General features: G+C 41.9%; 18 protein-coding genes and 1 pseudogene. 15 read left to right on the top strand and 4 right to left on the bottom strand.

Annotation, left to right across the window (positions count from 1 at the left end):
- Window position 1: 1 nt before the first annotated feature.
- The 3 genes from ACESLK_RS22505 to ACESLK_RS22495 all read right to left on the bottom strand — a co-directional run bounded on the left by ACESLK_RS22505 (window position 2) and on the right by ACESLK_RS22495 (window position 3,518).
- Entirely contained in the window at window positions 2-1,099 is a 1,098-nt protein-coding gene (locus ACESLK_RS22505) for a tyrosine-type recombinase/integrase (RefSeq protein WP_373231960.1), read from the bottom strand.
- An 11-nt stretch (window positions 1,100-1,110) separates the two neighbouring features.
- A complete protein-coding gene (locus ACESLK_RS22500; RefSeq protein ID WP_373231959.1) occupies window positions 1,111-2,601 on the bottom strand; it encodes a tyrosine-type recombinase/integrase in 1,491 nt (496 codons plus the stop codon).
- A 113-nt stretch (window positions 2,602-2,714) separates the two neighbouring features.
- Window positions 2,715-3,518: a hypothetical protein gene (locus ACESLK_RS22495; protein WP_373231958.1), complete on the bottom strand. Its 804-nt coding sequence runs from the start codon at window positions 3,516-3,518 to the stop codon at window positions 2,715-2,717.
- Window positions 3,519-3,834: 316 nt separating this feature from the next.
- Between ACESLK_RS22495 and ACESLK_RS22490 the strand changes: the two genes are divergently transcribed.
- The 14 genes and pseudogenes from ACESLK_RS22490 to ACESLK_RS22425 all read left to right on the top strand — a co-directional run bounded on the left by ACESLK_RS22490 (window position 3,835) and on the right by ACESLK_RS22425 (window position 21,929).
- Complete coding sequence (locus ACESLK_RS22490; protein ID WP_373231957.1) at window positions 3,835-4,167, top strand: helix-turn-helix domain-containing protein; 333 nt, start codon at window positions 3,835-3,837, stop codon at window positions 4,165-4,167.
- Window positions 4,168-4,560: 393 nt separating this feature from the next.
- Complete coding sequence (locus tag ACESLK_RS22485; RefSeq protein WP_373231956.1) at window positions 4,561-4,911, top strand: hypothetical protein; 351 nt, start codon at window positions 4,561-4,563, stop codon at window positions 4,909-4,911.
- Window positions 4,901-5,143 (top strand): hypothetical protein, encoded by a 243-nt coding sequence (locus ACESLK_RS22480; protein WP_373231955.1) that lies wholly within the window; start codon window positions 4,901-4,903, stop codon window positions 5,141-5,143. The genes ACESLK_RS22485 and ACESLK_RS22480 overlap by 11 nt, the downstream gene beginning before the upstream one ends.
- 447 nt (window positions 5,144-5,590) lie before the next feature.
- Window positions 5,591-6,475, top strand: coding sequence for an ATP-binding protein (locus tag ACESLK_RS22475; protein WP_373231954.1), 885 nt, complete (start codon window positions 5,591-5,593; stop codon window positions 6,473-6,475).
- A 109-nt stretch (window positions 6,476-6,584) separates the two neighbouring features.
- Complete coding sequence (locus ACESLK_RS22470) at window positions 6,585-7,142, top strand: hypothetical protein (protein WP_373231953.1); 558 nt, start codon at window positions 6,585-6,587, stop codon at window positions 7,140-7,142.
- A gap of 128 nt (window positions 7,143-7,270) precedes the next feature.
- The gene (locus ACESLK_RS22465) at window positions 7,271-7,678 is read left to right on the top strand and encodes a hypothetical protein (protein WP_373231952.1); all 408 of its coding nucleotides are present in this window, start codon (window positions 7,271-7,273) and stop codon (window positions 7,676-7,678) included.
- Window positions 7,679-8,085: 407 nt separating this feature from the next.
- Window positions 8,086-8,250, top strand: a complete 165-nt coding sequence (locus ACESLK_RS22460; RefSeq protein WP_235240271.1) for a hypothetical protein — start codon at window positions 8,086-8,088, stop codon at window positions 8,248-8,250.
- 1,045 nt (window positions 8,251-9,295) lie between these two features.
- Window positions 9,296-11,050, top strand: coding sequence for an Eco57I restriction-modification methylase domain-containing protein (locus tag ACESLK_RS22455; RefSeq protein ID WP_373231951.1), 1,755 nt, complete (start codon window positions 9,296-9,298; stop codon window positions 11,048-11,050).
- A gap of 30 nt (window positions 11,051-11,080) precedes the next feature.
- The gene (locus ACESLK_RS22450) at window positions 11,081-11,785 is read left to right on the top strand and encodes a PaeR7I family type II restriction endonuclease (RefSeq protein WP_373231950.1); all 705 of its coding nucleotides are present in this window, start codon (window positions 11,081-11,083) and stop codon (window positions 11,783-11,785) included.
- Window positions 11,786-13,022: 1,237 nt separating this feature from the next.
- Window positions 13,023-13,922 carry a hypothetical protein gene (locus ACESLK_RS22445; RefSeq protein WP_373231949.1) on the top strand — a complete coding sequence of 300 codons (900 nt, stop codon included), beginning with the start codon at window positions 13,023-13,025 and terminating at the stop codon, window positions 13,920-13,922.
- Complete coding sequence (locus ACESLK_RS22440) at window positions 13,915-17,427, top strand: DEAD/DEAH box helicase (protein WP_373231948.1); 3,513 nt, start codon at window positions 13,915-13,917, stop codon at window positions 17,425-17,427. Before ACESLK_RS22445 ends, ACESLK_RS22440 begins: the two co-directional genes overlap by 8 nt.
- Window positions 17,428-18,639: 1,212 nt before the next feature.
- Window positions 18,640-21,222, top strand: coding sequence for an nSTAND3 domain-containing NTPase (locus tag ACESLK_RS22435; RefSeq protein WP_373231947.1), 2,583 nt, complete (start codon window positions 18,640-18,642; stop codon window positions 21,220-21,222).
- A 36-nt stretch (window positions 21,223-21,258) separates the two neighbouring features.
- Window positions 21,259-21,513: pseudogene (locus ACESLK_RS22430) on the top strand (23S rRNA (uracil(1939)-C(5))-methyltransferase RlmD); the annotation flags it as partial.
- Between the two features lie 281 nt (window positions 21,514-21,794).
- Entirely contained in the window at window positions 21,795-21,929 is a 135-nt protein-coding gene (locus ACESLK_RS22425; protein WP_373231946.1) for a hypothetical protein, read from the top strand.
- Between the two features lie 247 nt (window positions 21,930-22,176).
- On the opposite strand, the gene ACESLK_RS22420 is transcribed toward ACESLK_RS22425, so the two are convergent.
- A complete protein-coding gene (locus tag ACESLK_RS22420) occupies window positions 22,177-22,284 on the bottom strand; it encodes a putative holin-like toxin (protein ID WP_373231945.1) in 108 nt (35 codons plus the stop codon).
- A gap of 529 nt (window positions 22,285-22,813) precedes the next feature.
- Here ACESLK_RS22420 and ACESLK_RS22415 point away from each other — a divergent pair.
- On the top strand, window positions 22,814-22,881 hold a 68-nt coding region (locus tag ACESLK_RS22415; protein WP_372637767.1), incomplete at its 3' end, for a helix-turn-helix domain-containing protein.

The following is a 22,881-nucleotide window of genomic DNA, read 5'->3' as shown; positions in this document are numbered from 1 at the left end:
GTCAAAAGAGATCACTTGTTTTGAGTTGAGCTAAGGGATGCTGATCAATAGCCGAGACCAGCATGTTGTCAAACAACTTTAGATATACCTCTGTTGAGCTGAGCCATGAATGACGCATCAGTTCCTTGATCGTATAGAGGTTGACACCGGACTCAAGCAAATAGAGCGCAAAAGAATGCCGAAGTGAATGTACGGATAATTGATACGGTTTTTTATCGGACTCTGGGATTAATTTCGATTCATCGATCAAGGATGCGAACATTTTTTGCACTGTGCTTTCATGCAGCGGCGATGTTCCTTTGTCGTCGGAAAAGATATACCGTTTGGAATAATCGGGTTCTTTCTGCACGCAGTGATAACGAAAGTTCACATATGCCCGAAGGATCTCAAGGGATGATTTGGTGATCTTACTTGGTTGTTTATATCCCTTTTTGCCCTTTCCACGCACCAGAATCTCCTGCCGGGTTGCAATAATATCGCCAATTTGTAAATGCAGCAATTCGCTTAATCGAATGCCTGAACCAAGAAAGGTCCATAGGACGGTGAAGTTGCGATGAGCCTCGCGGCCAAGCCGCACTAGACAAAGAAGTTCATCTAATTGCTCTTTGGTAAATGCTCGCGGCTCACGGTTTCGATCAATTTCTATTGACAGGGTCCGTTTGAGTTTTCGAATATCTTGGTTGAAAAAATGGGCAAATACTTCACCTAGAAAACTTCTTAGGAATGCGGCTTTTTTACTGCGTGTGTTCAGCTTTCGAACAGGTGCCAAGTATTCGGTAAGAAAGACCGCAGAAGCTACCTCCCCAATAAATGGATTGGCTCCTTTTGTATCTCGACAATGCCGTACAAACAGATCCATCTCATACCGATATGCTTGTTGTGAAGAGTGAGCCAAGCTTTGAAATGTATCACTCGCAAAGTAATGACAAACGGCATCGTCAAGAAGTAACTCTTTGTAATGATTTCCTGTGTCAGAATTATCTGGAAGTAGTTGTTGAATCGTTCGCAGGAACGAATCAGATCCGTATTGATCCGCTAGGTGAAGAAGCGCTTCTTCCAGAGCCACTTCATTTGTAACAGCATTATCGAAAATAGGCATATGCTTACTCCTCACTCGTAATTCAGCTTATTGATTTGGCTAATCATGTGCTCGTCATGGTTGGCTAAATGTATGTACAAGCCGATAGTATTTAGCATTTTTACACGAGACAAGCTTTGTATTGCTTGAGGGAGGTTCCCTTTGTAAGCTAGACGAGTGATAAAAATATGACGGAACAAATGAACGCCGCCGGGAAAAGGCCATCCAGCAATCAAAGTGTAGAGTTTAAAATTCTCATATAACTCGTACTTAATCATGGATGGCTTTTCACCAAAGAGGTACGTTGTCGCAGGGGGATAAGGAACCTTCTTCAAAAGCGTATACAGTTCCCCGGCAAGAGGCATAACATGGTTTTTCTTGCCCTTACTATGGATGACGATCGTTCGAGTTCCTAAATTTAAATCGTTCCATTTGATTTTTGCCACTTCAGATAATCGTAAGCCCAGATCTAACATAAATCGGTATCCCAGTAGATCGAGGGTTGGATTTTTCGCGTACTGGGCGATGATCTGGAATAACTCATTAATCTGGTCATTTGTAGGAATATCACGTGGACTGTAGCGAGGAGCACTAATCGCACGAAAACGCTGAATCGGGGGTGCATATCCATAGCGATCTCGCAAAAATCGGTAGAACGCTCGAATAGCATAGATGCTATGCGTGAACGTGATCCGGCTACAAAAACCCTCCTTAATCAGCTTCAATCTGTAAGTGCGATACGCAAGCAAGTGCTCATTTTGAATTTGAAAGATCGGGAGGATATCAGGTGAGCTTCCCTCAAAGATGCGGATGTTTGCACAAAGCCAAATCAAGAGTTGGTGGATGTGGTTTACATTGTTTCGGATATGTTTTCGAGCAAATCCTTTTTCCTCCATATGGGTTTGGAAGCTAAGGATTCGTGGATGTAAGCTTGGCTGCTTCGCAGTGGCCTTTGTATACGGAATAGGTTTATCAAGTATCCCAGCTTGAATCGACTTTCTCATTAAAAAATGGAATGGAGATAGGCAGGTCTTATCCGCTGCCGAATGGATTCCAGTTCTAAGAGTCTTCGGATCAAGCAAGTGCTCATTTCGAACCTGGGCAGGTGCAATCGCGTGGAATTTCGCCGCGTCTGCAAGCAATGCATGAACGAGCCGATACTTTCTGAAAAAGACATGGGGAGTGTTGTTCATACCACGACCTAGAAATTCCCGTAATAAACCTTCGGGAATTTCGCTCATCACTTTGTTCTCCCATATCCACAGATTAATGGCTTGCGGACCTAGATGCGCTTTAGTTGGAGCATCTTCGTATTTAGGTACATGCTGCTCCGCAAAAAGCATGTCTTCCACCTTCCTCCGTGTGACTTTTCTAATATCATGATCGTCACTGGACGGGGGAAAAATACCCGGAAGGGCAAGAATCTTTTCGGCAAAAGAAAAATTCTGCCGAAAAGATTCTTGGGTTTCGAGGTTGCCTTGACTTTCCAAAAGAGGTTGGATTTCCGATGATTTTTTCGACATAGCTTGGTCCTCCACTAGGTTTGTTAACATTAGCCTAACCATGTTGATGATTTGTAGTTAAACACTCATCAACGTGAGAAAGCCACCACAATGGCAGAGAATACAAGCTATTCTTATAGGGGGGAAATGGAGGTGAGCTGACGCTTTTCGATGACTTGTAATAATTCAAAAAAAGCATTCTCTTTATTAGATTTTGGTCCTACAATCCAGAAAGACCGTTTATGTTTTGGTTGCAGGGGGGTGTAAGTTGCCACAAGGTGCGTTGCGAATGGAAACATTTTTCGAATAATACTTCTTTTTTGTGGATAAAGTGCGACCTCATGGTTTAAATGGAATTCAAGATACTCCATTTCTGGATAGCTCCTTACCCATCTTGCAATGATGGGACTGTTCTCCCCTTCAAAAAGAGAGTGGGGATCACTTACCCTGTAACCACGTATGCTTCGAACTTGATCATTCTCTTTATTAAGTTCATCGATTCGTTTTTCAACGAGTGCCCTATGGAACCAATTTTTTGTCGGGAGATCATATATATACTTCTCATCATGTTTTTGCTCGACAATCATATCCGACGGCACGTTGCACATGACGGCAAAACTATAGACGAGACGATGGGGGGGTTCCTCACTCTTATTTAACAGGTTATGAATTGTCCCTGAAGCAAAATCCGTTTCATCCCGTATCATTTGCTGGCTTAAACCGAATGACTTCGCACAGAGTTGTCTTCGAAAAAAAACATCAGGATACAGAACCAGTTGTTCCCAAAGCGCTTTTTCGATTTGAATACGAAATAATAAACGATAGTTGGCATCAAGTAAATAAGTACGACATTGCGCTCTTTTCTTGTTATCCGTTGTATTTAAAAATTCCTGTGCTTTGCGTATCGGCTGATCCCAAAATTCTTCTCTTGCATTCATTAGCATTCACCACATCTATCATAACCACGCTGTGAATCGAGTGCTGGGTTACTCATATATGTGAGTAATCGACTAAATAACAATGAGTGGGAAATTAATGAATCCAGGGTCATTCGAAAGGCCAAGAGTTCTCACCTCGCTTCTCTTTACAGCTGTTGTTGATTGCGATGTGGACAGAAAAATGAGTAAAGTTGAATTACCAGTCAATGCTTTTTGTTAACGACACTAATCGGGGAAATCTAAAGTATGATTGCACTTAGCCTCAATGCCTCTTAAATGGAAATGTGGCATTGAACAATATCATGAGGTGATCGTTATGAAAGAATATGAGTTATTACGAATTCAATTGTTAAAAACACTAGTACAAATGGAAGAAAAACTGCTAGTCGGTGTAGAGAAGGAAAAGTTTCAATATTACACTACTACTGAAAGTAGAGACGAGAATTTAACTTTTCAACAAGATAAACTTCAATTGAAAGCTGTATTTTCCGTATCGGAGTTGTCCGATTATCTTGGCGTCTCGGCTGACTGTATCTATACAATGGTGCGTGAAAAACAAATTCCTTTTGTTAGAATTCGAAGAAGAATATTATTTTACAGAGAATCAATTAATTCATGGATTAACACTCCCCTCCGTATCCTTGAATAACGTTTTAGCTTGATTTAATGATCAACAGAAAAACAAAAACCACAAATAACTCCATCCCAATTGGATGAAATTGTTTGTGGTGGTTGATTAGCTTTAACAATACAATAAGATTGATATTTGATACAAGTGGTAAATAAGTTCTATTCATTTAGTGACAAATAATTAGTGTGGACCATTTTTTTATGGAGACGAAGACTTCTATTCTAAGGTTCTGGAAAATGACCATTTTTAATTTCGGCAGATAACTCTTATTGGTGCTGTATGGTATGTTTGGTACTGAGGAGACGAATGGTATTGTTGCTAAAATTCTAATAAGAACCCTATTATTAATAACTTGAACAAGTAAATTTATCCATTGCCCGGAATGGTTCTTAATATGAGGAGTTAACATAAATGATTCAGAGTGAACCTCAACGTTCGATGAGTGAAATATATATGAAAGCGGTTATTAAGCAGTTGCAAAATAAGGGTTTGGATGAGTTCCAGGCCACACAACTTTTTGAAAAATACTATCGTCCTGTTTATAAGCATTGGGGAATGGAACCCAATGCTGAAGAGTTTGCCGAAAAGATTCAGAAAATTGATGAACTTGCTAATCGGATAGGAACAGAAGTAAACTTAAAGACCTCTGCTTCAAAAGCGAACTCTATCGACAGAGAGAGATTGATTGAGTTAATCATGGAGTTGCCAGAAGAGAAGTTATTTTTGGTTCGAGAATATATAGATAAAATTAATGCACTCTAATATCATTGGATTTCCCAATAATTGGGATGCTTCTCCAACGAGAATTTATCGCGTATCGGCGAGTGCTTCACGCCATACGTTTGGCGCGATGGTTTCAGTGACTAGGCTGTACATGGCTATGGGACAGTTCGTCATGCAGCTAGGTGCCGAATCTAATTTTTTTAAAGGAGCACAAGGCAGACAGGATTTTCCCGCTGTAATGGTCGTCGAATCAATGAGCAGCAATCTTTAGGCGGGTTCAAATTACTATGGGTTTCGCGGTTGCATTTGCTAACAACAGGTGAAAGGCTCGCTTAAAAATCTCGAATAGAACCTCTGCCGCTCTGCCGGAAAAGCAGACCCTACGCTTTAGCGTGCCGTTCGGATGAAATAACTTTTTCCACTTCTCAAAAGTTGCCATCGTCCAGTGTTGTACCAACGTAGAAACGGCCGTTTTGGTGGCGGTATCTCGAAAGCTAACCAGGTCGCCTCTTTTCGGTGGGGTGTTCTGGAACCTCTACTACCCGAAAAGGCGGCCTTTGTCATCCCTATTTTTGTATAATTAATATCTCTGTAACAACATTGCTAATTTGCACTTTTTTCTCAAGTAGGGCAGAAGTAATAATCACTTTGACCTAAGTCGAATTCGTGGAGTAAAATGGAAGAGTGGCACAGAATTAGAGATAAGGGGAAACAGATATTGCTCCAATCCGCTATGAGAATGGAATCCATTTATGAAATCCATGAATGGCTCAATCGGTGTGCTGAGGTTTATAAAGAGCTAGATAGTGGTGATAATCTCAATATTGAATTGGGTAAGTTGAAGTGGGTATCACCTGCCGGAATAACGGTGTTATTATCGACCCTGAACTACTTGGATGAGTATTTTTACATAAAGGCTGAATCGCCAACGTTTGAAATAACGGATCGTTTTGATATCTTGGGGTATCTGGAACGAATGAATTTCCTGAAATTATGCCCAACAGACGTGAAGGACTCATTTGACGAGAGCAACAATATGGAGGCTTACTATCAACGTAACCGAAATAAGAAGGATAACGAATTGGATGAGCTTCGTGTATCCAAATCCGATGGTGATATCGTTAATCTTGATAGGTCAGTCAAAAAGATCATGAGGGCAAAGGGACTCCACAGAAACAGAGTAACTGACATAGCCGGTATTGTCACCGAGTTGGGTCAGAATGCTGTAGAACATGCCGAAACAGACAGCTACTCCTGCGTTCAGTATTATAAGAAGTCATCTACACGTCCTGAACGTGTCGAGATTGCTATATGTGATACTGGTCAAGGAATCGTTAAATCGCTGAGAAAGCATATAAGTCATAAGGACAGGCACGATATCGTAAAACAAGCTATCTTTACCCGAGCAACTAGTAAACCTGAGCAGGATCGGGGCAAGGGTCTGATGGATGTAAAGCAAACGACATTTGATTGGTCGTCTGATGCTGAGTTCTACGTCAGAACTCACGATAGCGTATATAGGATTCACAAGAATAAGTTTGAACTACTGGATGTAGGAAATTATTTTTACGGAACTTATTACTATATCGTTATAAATGTGTAGTCCAAAGCTTGACAGATCGTAAAAGATCATCTAAATTTAAGAAGAGGTTGATTTCAAACGTTGATTTGAAATCGAACCCATCAAACTACATAGAAAATGGTGGATCATTATGTTTAAGATTAACTTACTTACTGATGGTGAAGAGAAGGTAAGCTTAATCGGTAGACGAATAATGATTCCGCTGAACCAGTTGGTAATGCAGCAGATCATCGATGCTCCATACGGCGTAGTATTTGTTTATGATATGGAGCAAGTGGAAGGTATGAATGGTTCTGGAATCGATGAGGTTATCGTCAAACCGTTAAAATGGCTTCGACAAGAGTTTAAGACAGAGGACAAGTATCTGTATCTTATTAACTTGAGCGAAGAGGAAGACCATCTATACAACCTCAGGAAAACCCTTCGTGATGAAGATGTTGTAGTAGTTGCTCAGAATGGGGTATCTCTTGAAATTATTGGCGATCTTGGTGATGCTTCAAAAGAACTTCTCGAACTTACGTATAAACATAAGCAAATCACCGCTAGGTTTGCTTCGGACACACTGGGGAAGAAGCTTAATCTTGTAAGCACTCAGCTCAACAAACTTCATGAGCAAAGGTTGCTGAAGCGCCAAGAGGAGCAACTTGAAGAAGGCGGGAGACAGTTCGTATATAGTAGTTTATTTTGAGGAGAGTGATCTCCTTTTAATAACAAGGGACTTCAAAAGTTGGATTGAAATCGAAGGATTCAATCTTATTTTATATCAACGACTTCAATTCAATATTTGAAAACGATGGGGAGGTGATTAGTGTGGGAATGGCACCAAAGTTGATCTACAGATTTGCTGTACCGCCGGCGGTGTTTTTGATGATTTTAGTGCTGTTAATTCTTCCATTGGGGAAGTCGGCGTATAATTCATTCTTTGGCAATAAGGTAACTGTTGAGTACAAGGCTAAAGTAGTTTCTATCGACGGGGACAAGGCTACGATTGCATGGAAAGAGGATAAGATAGTTGTTCTTTCCCAAGGAGATACATACGTGGCGCAAAAACAGGTAATCGATTTGAACAAGTACAAAAATATAAAGATCGGTGATACGTTCACTGTCGCGGTCACTGAGCCAGGATTACTGAGAAAGAGTATAGCCGAGGAGCTGCGCACCGTTGAAGTTAAGAAGTACAATATAAACTTCATCAAGTCAACGTGGCGAAAATTATTCGGTTAGGGAGGTCATGGGAAGATGTTAGACAAAAAAGAAGCCCGCAAATTCCCTTGTCGGGAACCTACAGGCGTGTAGCACTAAGCCAAACCTAGTGCCTGCCGAAAAACTTGAGCTGGTTTTTATTCTACCACTAGGATTGGTTCCTTACAAGAACAAAAATAACTTCAAGGGACTGATGAAAGTATGCTTATCTGTCGAAAATCTATTCGCCGTAAAGACGGCACTGTAGTCACTGCAGCACAGTTAGGTTTGAAGGCAATTTGTTTTGAAGTAACTGACGAGCAGCACCAAGCCTATCTCGACAAAAAGAAAAAAGAGAAGGCTGACTAAGTGGGTTAATTGTAGAGTTTCGATTGAAGCGGTTCTGTGGCAGGGGAGTCGCTAATTATAAAATTAAGGAGGTTGTTACAATGGCTAAGAATACAGGAAACGGTTATCGTAAGGGAGCAGTTAATGATCGTTCTCAATTCCAAACTCCAAATGGGAATTGGGCAAAGCGTGATGCTGACACAGGGCGTATCATGGATCAAAAGACATCCGGTGGTACATTTAAGGGTGTTCGTAAAGAGAAGTAATTGTAATGAGGATAAACCGTCAGAAGTAGTTCGATCTGACGGTTTTTATTTCTTTGACAAAGTAAGAGAGTTCGCGTTCTTATCTCAATCATCGCTCAGATAGAGCAATCACAATAGGTGAATCACATATCTCCAATTACTTATGTAAATCATTCCGATTAAGTATAAGGATTGTAACACTTATCCGTAGGAGAAGTTAAGCGATAAGTGCAACCTGTGCAGTGTTTCAGATGAACGGTCCCTTATTGCTAGCAATATCTAATCTTGAAGCAAGAGTGAGTTGTCGGACGAGCGGAGTGATTCGTATAATGGATTCCTGATCTGTCCAAAACATGATTTCCTGTTCGATAAGAGGGTGATCTTATTGAGGGATTCATGTGAGGAAATGATCAATCCATCATTTGAGACAACAACGAGAATACTTATGAACATTCAGGACACCGCTGTAACTGAGACTAAAGGTATCTTCTGTATTTTCAATGGCATCGCCAGCGGCATAAGGACAAGCTCTGAACATACTATTGCAGTTACCAATCCGATGACATATACTCTAACAAGAACAAATGTTCTGCGTGGGGGCCTTAGGACATAAACTTGAAGGTAACGGACTATGGAGTCATCACGAATGGCCTTGTTGAGCATAAAATCGAATCGTTCAGAATTATAAAGAGCAGTATCGCCACTAGAGGCCAATCTTAGCCAAAGAGGAGATCCAAATGATCACCTCAGTCGAAGTCGAATCTTACCGTCAGGAGGTAGAGACCTCCTTGGAGGTATTTGATCCCTTTGAGCATTAAGAAATTCGAGGCATAGTCACAAGGAGTGGTCAGTAGTTGAGTCGTTTTCGGGTTGGGGAGTAGGAATGGTTCAAGTTCAGTGAAGTTATGAAAGCAAGATAAGTCGTGAAAATCGACTAAATTTACTTTTCAAGGGTTCACTTTTTACAATCCCTATATCACCAATCTACCTTATGGTAAAGTGCTAAGGCTCTGGGAGGTATGGTATTATAGGAGTTAAGATTTTGTCGAGGAAAGGTGCATTTATAATGAACAGTTTAGAGTTAGTGCAGGAACTGTCTACTCAAATGACCTTATTTGATTCCGACCAACCGACTTCCGTCGGTGTTCTTGATGAAGTAGTAAAGAAGAAATCGGGATCTTATTATACGAAGCCTGAAATTGTTGATTTAATACTTGATTTGGTTGGTTACACTGCCAATTCTCCCTTGTATGAGAAGTCCTTACTTGAGCCTTCAACTGGGCAAGGTGCATTTCTAATTCCGGCTATTGAGCGCCTTTTGGATTCAGTAGTTACTCACCTCGGGCATCAGTTTTTTCATGATGAGGATAAGTCGTATAGCGTACTGCAAAATTCTATACGTTCAATTGAAGTTAATAATGACAAGCATGAGGATTTGTATAAATCCATTACCGCAGTACTCCTTCAGAGAGGGGTATCTGCCCAATTAAGTCAACGTTTGCTCGACATATGGCTTGTTCAAACGGATTTTCTATTTTGGAATCAGCCTGTTGAGAAGCACTTCGACTTTATTGTTGGCAACCCACCGTACATTCGTATCGAAAACATAGATGAAAAGGTCGCGAAAAAATACAGATCTACATATAAGACATTATTTGATCGAGCAGATATCTACGTTGCCTTTATTGAACACAGCCTTGAGATGTTAAATAAGGATGGACGTCTTAGTTTCATCTGCACCGACCGATTTACGAAGAATCGATACGGTAAGGATATTCGCAAATTAGTCAGTGAGAAGTATCACGTCCTGCACTTTCTTGATATTCATAACTCACAGCCATTTATTGATGAAGTCTCCGCTTACCCTTGTATATTTACATTCCGTAATGCTCCAAGGGGAGAGGCTCGAACACTTAAAATGGATGAAGTATCTGAGCAGTACCTGGAATTGGCTAGGAATTATCTTATTAATGGTCAGGATATTCAAAATGATACTGTTGAAACGCACACAATTAAGGACTGGTTCCAAGGAAGTGACCCTTGGGTTCTTAACGGGAAGCTAGCTCAAGCATTACTTAAAAAGGTGGAGGCAAACCATCCATTAATATCTGATGCACCGCATAATATAGCAATTGGTATTGGTGTTGCTACAGGTGCCACGGCTATTTACGTAATTAAACCTGAAGATGTAGATATCGAGCCTGAAGTGCTTTTACCAATTGTGACTAAGGATGATATCACTCAGGGGTATATTTCTTGGGGTGGACATTATGTGATCAATCCTTATAATGACGATGGAACACTTGTTGATTTGGAAAAGTTCCCGAAGTTAAATGCATACTTAATGCGTCACGAAGAACTGCTTCGATCCCGGAGTACAGCTAAGAACAATCCAAACAAGTGGTATAAAACAATTGATCGAATTTTCCCTGATCGTCTTAAGGAACCGAAGCTGTTGATTCCCGACATCAAGCTTAAAAATCTAATTGTATTAGATGAAGGCAACTTTTACCCTGAACACAGTTTGTATTATATTACTGCAGGGACTTGGGATATCAAGGCATTACAGGCATTAATGCTAAGCTCAATCATCAAGTTTTTTATTTGGTCTTATGCAACAAAGATGCGCGGCGACTATCTTCGATATCAAGCTCAATATTTGCGTAAAATTCGACTTCCTGTGGGAATAACAAAAGAGGATTGTGCAGAGTTAAAGCGAATGTATGAATTGGAAGATTATGATGCAATTGATCAGATTGTATCACGTCTTTACAATTTGTCTGCTGACGAGCTTCGAACAATTCAAGAACTCGTCCAGTAAGTGAAATGAGGCGAGTTTGAAGTAATGTGGATGCCAACAGACGACGAAATTACAGCTATGACAAAGGTTGCCTTAGAAACGTTTTGGGGTCTACGTCATCAAGGGGATAGTGCAGTAAGAGGCGGTAAAACAATGGATGGTTTTGCCGAAATGATTAGAGATGTTCTGAATCGCTGTGGTGTTACAGATTCGGAGATAATCATGGGTAGAAATGCAAAGCTCCCAAGCTTCTACAGGTTATCAAAGGATTGGGACATGATTGTTATTCAGAACCGACCTGACGGATCAAGACGTTTGCTTTGTGTGATGGAATTCAAGTCCATGAAGGGATCTGTCGGAAAGAACCTTAACAATCGTGTGGAAGAAGCTGTCGGAAGTGGTACTGATCTTTGGAAAGCTTTCGAAAATGGCGCCTTTGGTGTGACTCGCCCATTCCTCGGGTATATCTATGTGCTGTCAGAAGACCCTGAACTTGTCGGTGGAATGGTTCGGAGTGGGGTTCTATTCCCCCCACTAGAAGCTTTCGTTAAGTTTGAGCGGACGGGACTACCTGCAAATTATGAAGAACGAGCTGAGATTTTCATGAAGCATATGGTACAAGAGCAGCTATATGACAAATGTGCTTTCTTAATTGCAGACCCACTTAATATAGGCGCATATAGGCAACCAAATCGTGACCTTACAATTGAGTTATTGATTAAAGCAATGGTAGGCCATGTTCAAGCACACTTATAGATAAATCTTAAGCTAACGACACTTCTACAGAGTGTCGTTTTTTTGTGTGCGGCGGGCAGTCGCAACTTTATCGAGAAATCGCTACGTAACAGATCACGAAAGGAAGCGGTGGCGTTACCGAGGTAAAGACGAGGTGAGCCGGAAGGATGCTATTTCACGGGTGAAAGTGAAAGATCCGCCCTACAGTGCGGATACGATTATACAAGCCTAATCCAGGGCGGCAACCGTGAGGGGGCTAGGGCTGACTGAAAGTGAATATATCGGTGCCAAAGAGCCATAGAGTTAGAAGTGAGGGCCACTTCGTTAATCATTGAGAGCCACGTTGTTTTAATGCCAAGAAAAGCAAGTCCCCCTTCCGTCCCCTCTCGGGGGAAACGCAGGGAGCACGCCCCCTGCACCCAGTCACTCGCAGTGGCAGGTCCAGTCCAGCTGTCTTTAATCATCAGAAAATCCCCCCAAAGAATTGTGGTGACCTCGTTGTTAGAATTTCAAGTAGAGTAGACACGGTTTACGTGGAGTGGCGGGCATGATAGGCTCTACAGCCTCTGCGAAGCCCGTGGCTTCGCCCTTCGCAATGAATCATGCCCGCAGAGGCTTGATGTCAACCGTGTCGTCATTTTCCAGCTACTGACGAATTTTTGGGGAATCGCAGTTGATCAAAATGGGGAATTTATCGTGATTAAATATATCCAGCAAGGCTTTGCAAGCCATAGCAGAGTTGTGAGGACGAGAGTAAATCAGACAAGGCTGAAATGAACGCTTCGATAGCTTGACTGGCTTACTATGTACGGATCATAGAATTGTCGAATGCGGTGGTTCTTCCGACTAATCACAGTGGCTCTATTTCAATAACAAAGTGGCTCTCACTCATTCAAAGTGTGGTTCTGTCACGCCGAAATAATAAGAAGTAGATGCGGAAAATCGAGAGACCCAAAAGCGGACGAGCAGTGTCCATTGTAAAATAAAAGTACCCCGAAGATCGTGATAGGAATGAAATTAGGATGATTGGCAGAGTTTAAAAGCAAACTTGAGATGTAATAAGATGAAAGAGCCGCAGATAGGCATTCTAAACTGTGATTCTTTCTTCACTCCATTTTTGGGGGAGGAAAGTATAACAATTAAATCAGGATTTGCAATTAATATTTTATTTAAACATTGTTTTCCTAAAAAAATACTGACTAAAAATGTAGGATAATGTAAGTTGATGTTATAGGGTTTTTTAGGGGGATATATGAGTATGTCACATACACAAATGTCAATACCAATGAAACTAGAACAAGATGTGGAAAATGCAGTAAATTTTCTCGTAAGTGTACTACATGTTCAACTTCATGAATCAGAAACCCACGATGCTCTTGTTGTCACTGGTTGGAACAATGATAACGATACTAGAAGAGCAATTGCAGTATATTTAGTTGGACTATGTGAAAGTGCGATTGATTCTGCATTAAATATTAGGGCTGTTTTAACAGATGATGGTGCCGAAGGAGCCTTCGATATTTATGCTGGAGTGTGTGGAATTGTGAAAGAAGGTAATAATGAACTAACTACCGATCAAAAAGAAGATGAAAGAAATCCGTGGATCGCTGAAGGATTATGGCATTTATGCATGCTGGCTGCAAGTCGGAAACAAGATATTCACCCTCTGGGAACTATTATTTCTGTTGGACCTGCTCATGTAAGAGCAAAAGATCATGGCCTAGACGGTCTTGCAATATATATGGCAAGTGAAGATACACTTGGCTTGACTATTATTGAATCTAAAGCCTATAAACTAGACCCAAATAGAGCAATAAGTAAAGCTGTTAAGTTTTTTAAGGAAATAGATGAAAATATACATGCAGCAAGGATTAAACATAGTGTATCTATGATGCGAAGTGCATTAAGTAGTGATTTACAAGGGTTAGTATCAGGGAGTTTTTGGAAATCAGTTAGAACGTACGTTCCAAACCCTCACTATGATATTGCTGAAAGTATAGATTGGACCAATAAGAGACCCTCGTTTGAAAAATTGAATACTGTCTCTAAAAAAAACATATTAGTAATGCCTCACATAATAAGTGATTTCGACAAGTTTTTTGATGAGATTTCGGATAACATGCGTGATTATGCAAGGGGGTTTGCAATTAATGTATGATAATTATGCAAGACAAATAATCGAGATGATTCCTCCTTTTCCTGAACTTAATAAAGATGAGTGTAGGAGAGTCCTTTCTAGAGCTTATTTTCATATATTAAAGTCCAATATAGATGCTAATAACGATGAATCTAGTAATGATGACAAGTTATTCATTAGAGATTATCTCCGAAGGTTAGCTGATACTCTAGAAAGTGTAGCGATATTTGATAGTCTAAATGGGTTAAATATTTCTCGTGATGTAGAGAATGCTTGCGCATTTGTTGCTGCTGAGGCACTAGCTCTATTAAACGAAATACCATCAGACGATAACTATGTTGATCAAACTTTAGAGGAAGAAGAAGGGAGTCCAGAGCTAGATGACCAACTGTTTATAGATTCGAATTATATACTAATTGAAGCAGCCTTGTTGTATATGATCGGTGGTTACGATATTAATTCTGTAGCCATTGCTAAAAGAATTTCAATAAGTTTTGACTTGAATTTTGATGGTTTTCAGCAGATAAAATCTTTATATTCAGCTAAATTACTTTATTTAATTAAGTCTCTAACTTTAGGGGACCTGAGATATGAAGAGGAAGTGGTTATTACAATACCACCCTTACCTTCTTATAATAAAGAAATGTTGGTTGGTAATATAAGAGAGATGTACGATGAACTTAGAATTCAGTTTTATCAACGTTTGGAGATTGCACTAACTTCGTATATGGAGTGGCTCAGAGGTTCTGATGATGAAGGCCTACAAAAATCAAAGCAAATTCTCAATAAAATTAGAGATGTTTCAATACTGAAGAAAAAAGAGAATAGTGTTGGGTTCACTAAGTTTTCTGATATTTACCATTTGAGCAACTTACTACTTAAAGTGATTGATCGTACATTCGAACGTTCTGTTGTACATGCTACCCCAGAACCAATTGGAGCAAGTACCTCTTACTTAAATAGTTTTAAAAAATATTTACGTAACCGTGCAGGTGGTACAGCACGGATGAAGGGGCGTCCTTTTTTATGGCCTTCATCAATAGAATATATAAAAGACTGTCTTCCAGGTCCCTACAAGGATGCAGTAATTTCAATGCCTACAGGAAGCGGAAAAAGCTTTGTTGCAGAGTTAGCTATTAGTCATTCTCTATGTAGAGGATGGGTTTTATACATTGCGCCTACGAATTCCCTTGCTTATCAAATAAGGAGGGATCTTTCGTCTGCACTTAGCAGTTTTGAGGATGTAAGGATAAGGGCATTTGTTGGCGGAGCAGAGTACACCACTTTAGAAGATACTGAAATTGAAGAAGGCAATTTTGTAGTGGTAATGACACCAGAAAAGTGTGCACTAGCACTAAGATTATATCCAGAAATGTTTGCAAATTGTTCCCTGTGCATATTCGATGAATGTCACCTGTTAAATGACTCTAGTAGAGGGATAACTTCTGATATAATTTTGGCACAATTATTTAATTGCTCAGAGGATATTCGTTTTCTGCTAATGTCAGCGATGGTTAGTAACCCAGAGGAACTAGCTGAGTGGTTAGAGAAATCAAATGGAGGCTCAGCAATTCCTAAACCTATAAAATGGCGCCCATCGAGGACGATGAGAGGTCTTTTACTTGTAGATAGAGACAAGTTAATACCTAACGCTCAAGCAGCAAAACAAAAACTAAATGCTCTACCAAAACGACGTGTGAAACTAAATTTTGAAACACCTCTAGCACTAGTTGTAGGCTTATCAGGACCTTGGACTCTTGATGGGGCGGATGATTACAGAGTCTCATCAATACCAGTGAACTTTAATGCGACGGTAAAGAGAACGAATGTAGGACCAGAATTTGAAAGTTGGAAAAATACATCTTCCAGATTAATATCCGAGTTTTTAGCGAAAAAAGGAATTCCAACAATAAACTTTATATTAACAAGTCGGCATCATGCGTTCAGCAGTGCGAATAAAGTGACAACTGACATAAACACTATTGCTAAGGAAGAGTTGCCAGCCATTGTTAAAGCATGGTTAGGAATAGCAGAATATGAATTAGGTGTAGAGTCAGTTCTAAGGGATTTATTATGCCGCGGTATTTCAGTACATACTAGTTCCATGTTGCACTTAGAACAATCTGCTTCAGAGTGGATGTATGTCAACCAATTCACTAAAATTATGTTTGCAACAGGCACGCTAGCACAGGGATTAAATTTGCCTGCCATTGCTGTAGTGATTGCGGGAACTTCAATGGGTGATCCAAGAGAAAGTGATAATATTGAAGGGGTAACACGTGTCAATGCTTTAATAGCTAATGCTTTTGGTAGAGCGAGTCGTCCAGGATTCTCCAACCAGGGAGTTGCAATTCTTGTTTCAGATGATCCTTATAGTGCAAATATTTCTAATATAGATCCTTCTAGAGCATTAGCAAGGTATGGGGTGCTTGGTGAACCGGATGCATTAGTTGAGGTCCGAAGTCCTATAGAAAAATTCTTAGATAATTATTTAGCTAGCGACGATGTTATTTTGACTTCGACTCCAATAGAATTAACCTTAACTTCATTATTAGCTGAATTTGAGGAATCGGATAATCATGCTGGACATATATTGAGCCGTACATTCGCAGCATATAAATCACGAATAGATTTTAATTCTCAAAATATCGAGAAGATTCGAAGAAAAATAACAAAAATAAAAGAAGAATTTTTAGAACAACCAGATGTTCCAGTATGGATCAATAAAGCAGCAATGAAGTCAGGGGCTGACTTTTATTACGCTTGGAAAATCTGGAACGCATATCAAAGACGTGGGATTATTACCGAAGAAATTTCAGCACAAATGAATGTTATTGACTGGCTCTCTGTTTTTTTTGAAACCATGTCGTATTTACCACCTAAATATATTACTCGGTATTTACCGAGTGATGAACTTGCAACTGGAACAATTCTTACTAAAATGCGCGATGTAATAAAGCCCTATGTGGAGATAGAATCTTCGGAATGGGATATTCCTGAAAACTGGAGTTTCCTATGGCAAGAATTAAAAAAGTTAGTTGTGCTTTTTATGGAAGGAGCCAGTTATGCAGAGATTGCGAAGGCATTTTTATCAATACCGCTTGAAACAACAATCAATAACGGTCGAAGTAGTGGGGCTAGTCCAATACCAGCAGTTTTTAAGTTAATTAAAGAAGTTATAGAACCTCTAGCTATTGATGCTGGATGTTTTCTAGCAATCAATGAATTAGGAGTATTTCGCGAAGATAACATATCAGAAAGACTAGAGGCGTTACCATTATGTATAAGGAATGGGTGCGATAATTTAGATGTTCTTTCGTGGTACAGAAATGTTATTAGACAGCGAGTTTGTGCACACGCATTGAATAAAATGTTTCAATCAGGCTTAGAATTTGGAAATAATTCTGAAAGGGATTCGTGGGTAAAATCTAAAAGACGTGAATGGCTATTAGATGAAAGTGATATTCAAGAAGATAGACTGCTGAAGTTCACTAAGACCGTAATTAGATATGGAACTGAAGTTTGAGATATTTTGTTACATAAAATTAGTTTTCGGTTTATTATATCTATAAATCCAATAGAATTGGTCAAAAAAACCACAGGGAAGTGGTTTTTTTGTTGATTTCATACTTCTTTGATTTAATCGTTAGTGCTATATGTTCTTGTCTTTATCTTGAACAAGAACCTATGATCTTTTGTTCGTTCACCTTGGGGCCATTATCTAAAGACTGAAAACCAGCTGCAGACTCTCTTAAATGTTACTTTGCAACTAGCAGCTAAATGGTGCTAATCTGGTGCTAAACCAGTATTGTGATTCCTTCTTTGTTAATCTAAGATACTTAAAGGCGTAGTCAAATAGAAGGAACTGCCGCGATTAAAACACTAAAACAGACCATAAAAACGCACTGTACCCCGCATACGGTGCATACAAAAGTGGTTTGTTTGTTGATTAGGATTGATACAGGGGCTGAAATGCCTTGATATATAAGGGGTTTCAGGGTGATACAGATTCAAGGGAACTGGTGTAACAGTGCACGGTGCTAAACTGCCGTAAAACTGCCGAAAACATCGTGATAAGGCACAGTAAAACAAACAAATAGAACAGAAAGAGATTGTTGAAACCTTGATTCTACACGATACAAAGCGACTATAGCAGAAAGCGCAATAACGGGGTCACCTCCCGCATTCGGTACATTTTTGATCGTATAGCGGAACTCATTAATGGGGACATTCTGGGGACAAACGGGGACGGAAGGGACTCGACGTTGCCCGAAAAAATCAGATTGACATTATGAAAAAGCCCGCTGTATCAGCATATTTCGGATTTGAACCTACCAAATCGATTTTCGAACTATGCGAAGGATGAGCGCCAGCAGCGGAAAGAAGCCGATTTTACGCTTCCGTGTAATCTTTTTCATTTTTCTTCGTCCTTTCATTCAATTCGTCGCTTCTCATTCTATTGAACACACGATGTAAGATCACTTTGCCGTTTTTTTCATGCGCCATCTTCCGTTTCTATCGTTTACCTCCACTATACCGAAATATATCAATCCCTCAACAGGAGTTTGGCTGGGCTCTTAACCTGACAACATTGGGGGGAATCCGGGTGCCTGTTGGTACGTTGACGGTTTGATTCGCATTGGCTTCTTGATCATGAAAAGGAGTTTGGAGCGGATGCAGCGAATTTTTCTGTTGATGCATTACTACTTCAAAACCGCGCGAACAGGAAGGGCCCACAATGAATTACGACTTTTTGAATTTATCGTCGATCGAGTTCGAACGGCTGTGCCATGATCTTTTGGAGCCGGAGCTGGGCTTTCCGCTGGAGCTGTTTTCCGACGGGGCGGACGGCGGGATCGACTTGAGACGGGAAGAGAACGGCCAGTTGACTGTCGTTCAGTGCAAGCGTTATGCGGATTTCGACAAGCTGATTGCATCTCTCCGGAAAGAAACAGGCAAGGTGAACCGGCTGGGCGTGAACCGCTATTTGGTCGCGACTGCCGTCCCGATAACCGTGCAGCGGAAGGAGAAGATCCGAGCCTTGTTCGCTCCTTATCTTCGAACGGTCGGCGATATTTACGGCAGAGACGAGCTCAACGCGCTGCTGCGGAAATATCCGGCAGTGGAGAAGGCGCATCCCAAGCTGTGGTTTACAAGCGCTGCGGTGCTGGAGTCCATCATGAACCGCGGTCAACATAACAAGACGGCATTCCTGCTTGACCAGATCCGGCAAGAGCAGCAGTTGCTCGTCGTGAGCCCCTATTACGAGGAAGCGGTTCGCAAGCTCGAATTCGAAAATCTAGTCGTGCTGTCCGGCGCTCCGGGCATTGGCAAAAGCACGTTGGCCAGGCTGCTGTGCAGCCACTATATTCTTCAAGGGTTCGAGCCGATCTCCATTCTTAAAGATGTTGAGGAGGGGTATGACGAGTACATGGAAGGAAAGCGGCAGGTCATCCTTTTCGACGACTTCCTGGGCTCCAACTTCTACAAGCGCCTGCTGACGAAAAATGAAGAGGAAAGACTCGTGCGTTTTATCGATAAAATAACGGGAAATCCGGACAAGAAGCTGATCATGACGACGCGCGAATACGTGTTCAGGCAGGCTGAGAACAGCTCGGAGGCGATCAAGCTGGCCGATCTGAATATCTCGAAATGTCTCATGAATATGGAGCGGGTCAGCTTCGAATATAAGTCGCAGTTGCTGTACAACCATCTGTTTTTCTCCGCGCTTCCCAGCGAATATCTCGTTCGTCTGGTGGATGGGGAAAGCTACCTGGAGGTGATCGAGCATGACAATTTCAACCCGCGGACGATCCGACTGAACACGGACTTTAGGAAAATCAAGCATATCGCGGCTGAGCGGTACATGGAGCATTTCGTTGCGGCGTTAAAAAATCCGCAGACGGTGTGGGAGCACGCTTTCGACGTTGAAATCTCGTCTTACGGGAAATATGTGCTTTATTTGCTGCTGATCGCCGATCATCCGGTGACGCTCGATGAGATGGAGCTTGCATTGGAAAGCTTGCTGGCCGCATCCGGAGAATTGAAAGAGGCGGAGTTCAGCGTTCGTTATCGCAAAGCGTTAATCGAGCTTACCGACACCTTCATTCAGGTCAGACAGTGGTACGAATCGGAAGCTCCGCTCATGATCCGGTTCGATAATCCATCGGTTCAGGATTTTCTGATCCACAGGCTGTTAAGCGACCGAAGAATGATTCGCTTGCTCGTCCGAAGCGCAGTTTACTTCGAGTCACTGTTCTATTTCGACAATCAGCTGTTTGCCGAAGGGCCGTTCAAAGCAGATGCCGAGCTTCGCAGCTTGTTGGCGGACAAGCTGATTAGCGAATTCGACCGCCTTCGCCTGTTGAAGAATAGCCGACTGAACAGCACCAATGTGATCGGGACTGCGTACTTTATGCTCGAGCATCGCGACAATGCGGAGCTGTGCGAGGTGCTGGCTCAGCAAATTCAGCGTTACCCGGCGGAGTATTCCATTAAGGGACATGGATACGTTCAAGTGGCTCACGACCTAGTTGGGAGAGCGGATGTCGATGCAGATCGGGTGCTGCGTCACGTGTTTCAAGGGATTGCGGACATTCCGGATATTATATTGTTCCTTGAGCTGGAAAGGGCCGTTCCGCCCGAGTTCGAGCGGTTTGCGAAGGGGATGACCGAGTCGCATCGGGAGTTTCTGCAAAAGTTGATCGATCAAGATGTGGCGAATGAGCTATATGAACCTGTCGTGAAGTCACTACCTAACACTGAAGGGGATTTGAGACGGATTGAGCGCAGGTTAGGCATTCCAACGCGCGAATACCGGGAGGACCTAGTCGGAGTGTACATCCAGCACGAGCTGGCGGAAGGACGCGGGCAAGATGTCCGGCTCGATGAATTCGGGGATGTTGGCATAGTGGAGATCATTCGGGGCGCTTTCTACCATTCGCTTTATCAAGGGCAGTTTGAGGATTTTCTCCTTTGGGAGCAGTATGTTCCGGAGGTATTCGGGCAATTTTTGGTCTCCTACCGTGAGGAAATTAAGGAGCATTATCTTTCGCTGGTCAAGGCGGCGGCATTCGACGTTGAAGAAGCGGTGAGCTTCGCGGCGAGATTGGGGCTGGATGAGGGCGAGATCGCGCCGTTTGTGGTCCGCAAGAAAGCGCCTTTGCGGTCGCTCGCGGAAGAGCTGGATTTGCCCGGGAGTGACGTCGACCATGGCGCCAATTTTCTGCTTGATTTGTATCCAGGGCATTGGAACGTACAGACGGAGCGAACGAAGAAAAAAACGAGAGCGATGTTCCAGTCTCTGGTTCGCAGGGATTAGGTTGAGGCCTTCTTGGGTGTTTCCTTAGGTGGTTGGGTCGGCGACGCCTCCGACATTTTGCCTCGCTTGCAATCCGCAAGTATCGTCCCCGACGTCATCGTGGTCGACCCCCCCGAGCTGCGATCCCGCGATGATCGCCACGATGCTGGAACTGCGGCCTGCGCGCATCGTCTACGTCTCGTGCAACCCCTCCACGCTGGCGTACGACCTGCGTAAGCTCGTGGACGGAGGCTACCTGTCGAGGTGCAGCCGGTCGATATGTTCCCGCATACGAATCATTTGAATTTATAATTGCTGGGGACATTTTGGGGACAAACAGGGACGGAATGAATCCAGATTAACCCGAATTGATCGGACAGGCTCAAAGAAAAAGCCCGCTGTATCAACATTCTCCGGACTCAAACCTAATTAAATAGACACGCTAACCCAGCTTGAGGGGCTGGCGGTAGCAATACCGTGGAGGTTCGAGTCCTCTCGACCGCACCATAACAGGAAAAAATGCAATTCGGATACGTTAAAGAAACGGAACCACTTTCTACTCAGAACACAATTCTGAATGGGGAGTGGTTTTTTTGTTGCTTAAATTTGCGATTGAGGAAAGTGAGATCATTGAACCTAAAAACAATCCGATCAAGGGAATGGCGTTTGTCAAAGAGGGTATTCCAATACAGACCTTTAGTGTCGTATGCGAAGGATGCAGCCAGTGAACTGGCGGCTGAAGACTATGAGACAAGGGTTGGAGTTGTAGTATCAACTACATGATAAAAATTATTTACTTCTTGATGTTTTGAATTAGATTGCTGAATTCAAAATGTGCTATAATGAATTCAAAAGATCATTTAAAAGTAGAGGAGCCGTGCGTCAACACGACTCCCCACAACAGCCGCTTTTAAGGGCGGTAGGCTTAATAGTTGGGTTAAAGAAATAGACCGTTAACCTTTGGGCGAGGGCGGTCTATTTCTTTTGGTTAAGCGCTACGACGATTGCAACAACCAGTGTCAGAAGTGCGATAATTAGCATACTGAAACCGATCATCAACGTCAAAGCGTCCTTAACCTCCATGGCATCACCTCCCTTTCTGGGAGATTAGCCGACCACCCTCAAAGCCTATACTGTTGTAAGTCTAATTGTACCATATTTTGTTGATAGAGCGGCGTTAATGTCGCTCGTTGCTGACCGCCTTTAGTAATATTGACGCACTATCTAGATAAGATGATGTAGCGGATATTACCAGCATTTTAGGAATCATGGTCCATTTGGGGTGTCATTTGTACTGTTTGTATGATTCAAAACCAAATCAATAATTGGAATCGTACTAAACCAGCTGAAATCCCTTGATATACGAGATTTTGTTTATTTACGAAATATGGATCATACATCCGGCAAGCACTGTCATTGCCATGAAGAAAAGCGTTCAATATAATGAACTTTAACGCAATGCCGAGAAGTCCCCGGCCTCTAAACTACCTTACTCACGTAGTGAGCGTGTAGGTGGGGGATGAATCGGTGTATTAGGATTTGTTGTTTGCAAGTAAATATGCGAACATTCATTCCCCTATTTGTGGTATAATCTGCTTACGGGGGTGATCGCATGAATAAGGCTTACCGGTTCCGCATCTATCCGACAGCAGCGCAAGAAACTTTGATTCGTAAAACCTT

Origin of the sequence: Cohnella sp. (assembly GCF_041640265.1) — a bacterium.
Classification (GTDB): Bacteria; Bacillota; Bacilli; order Paenibacillales; family Paenibacillaceae; genus Cohnella.
This window is presented reverse-complemented; position numbering and strand designations above follow the sequence as displayed.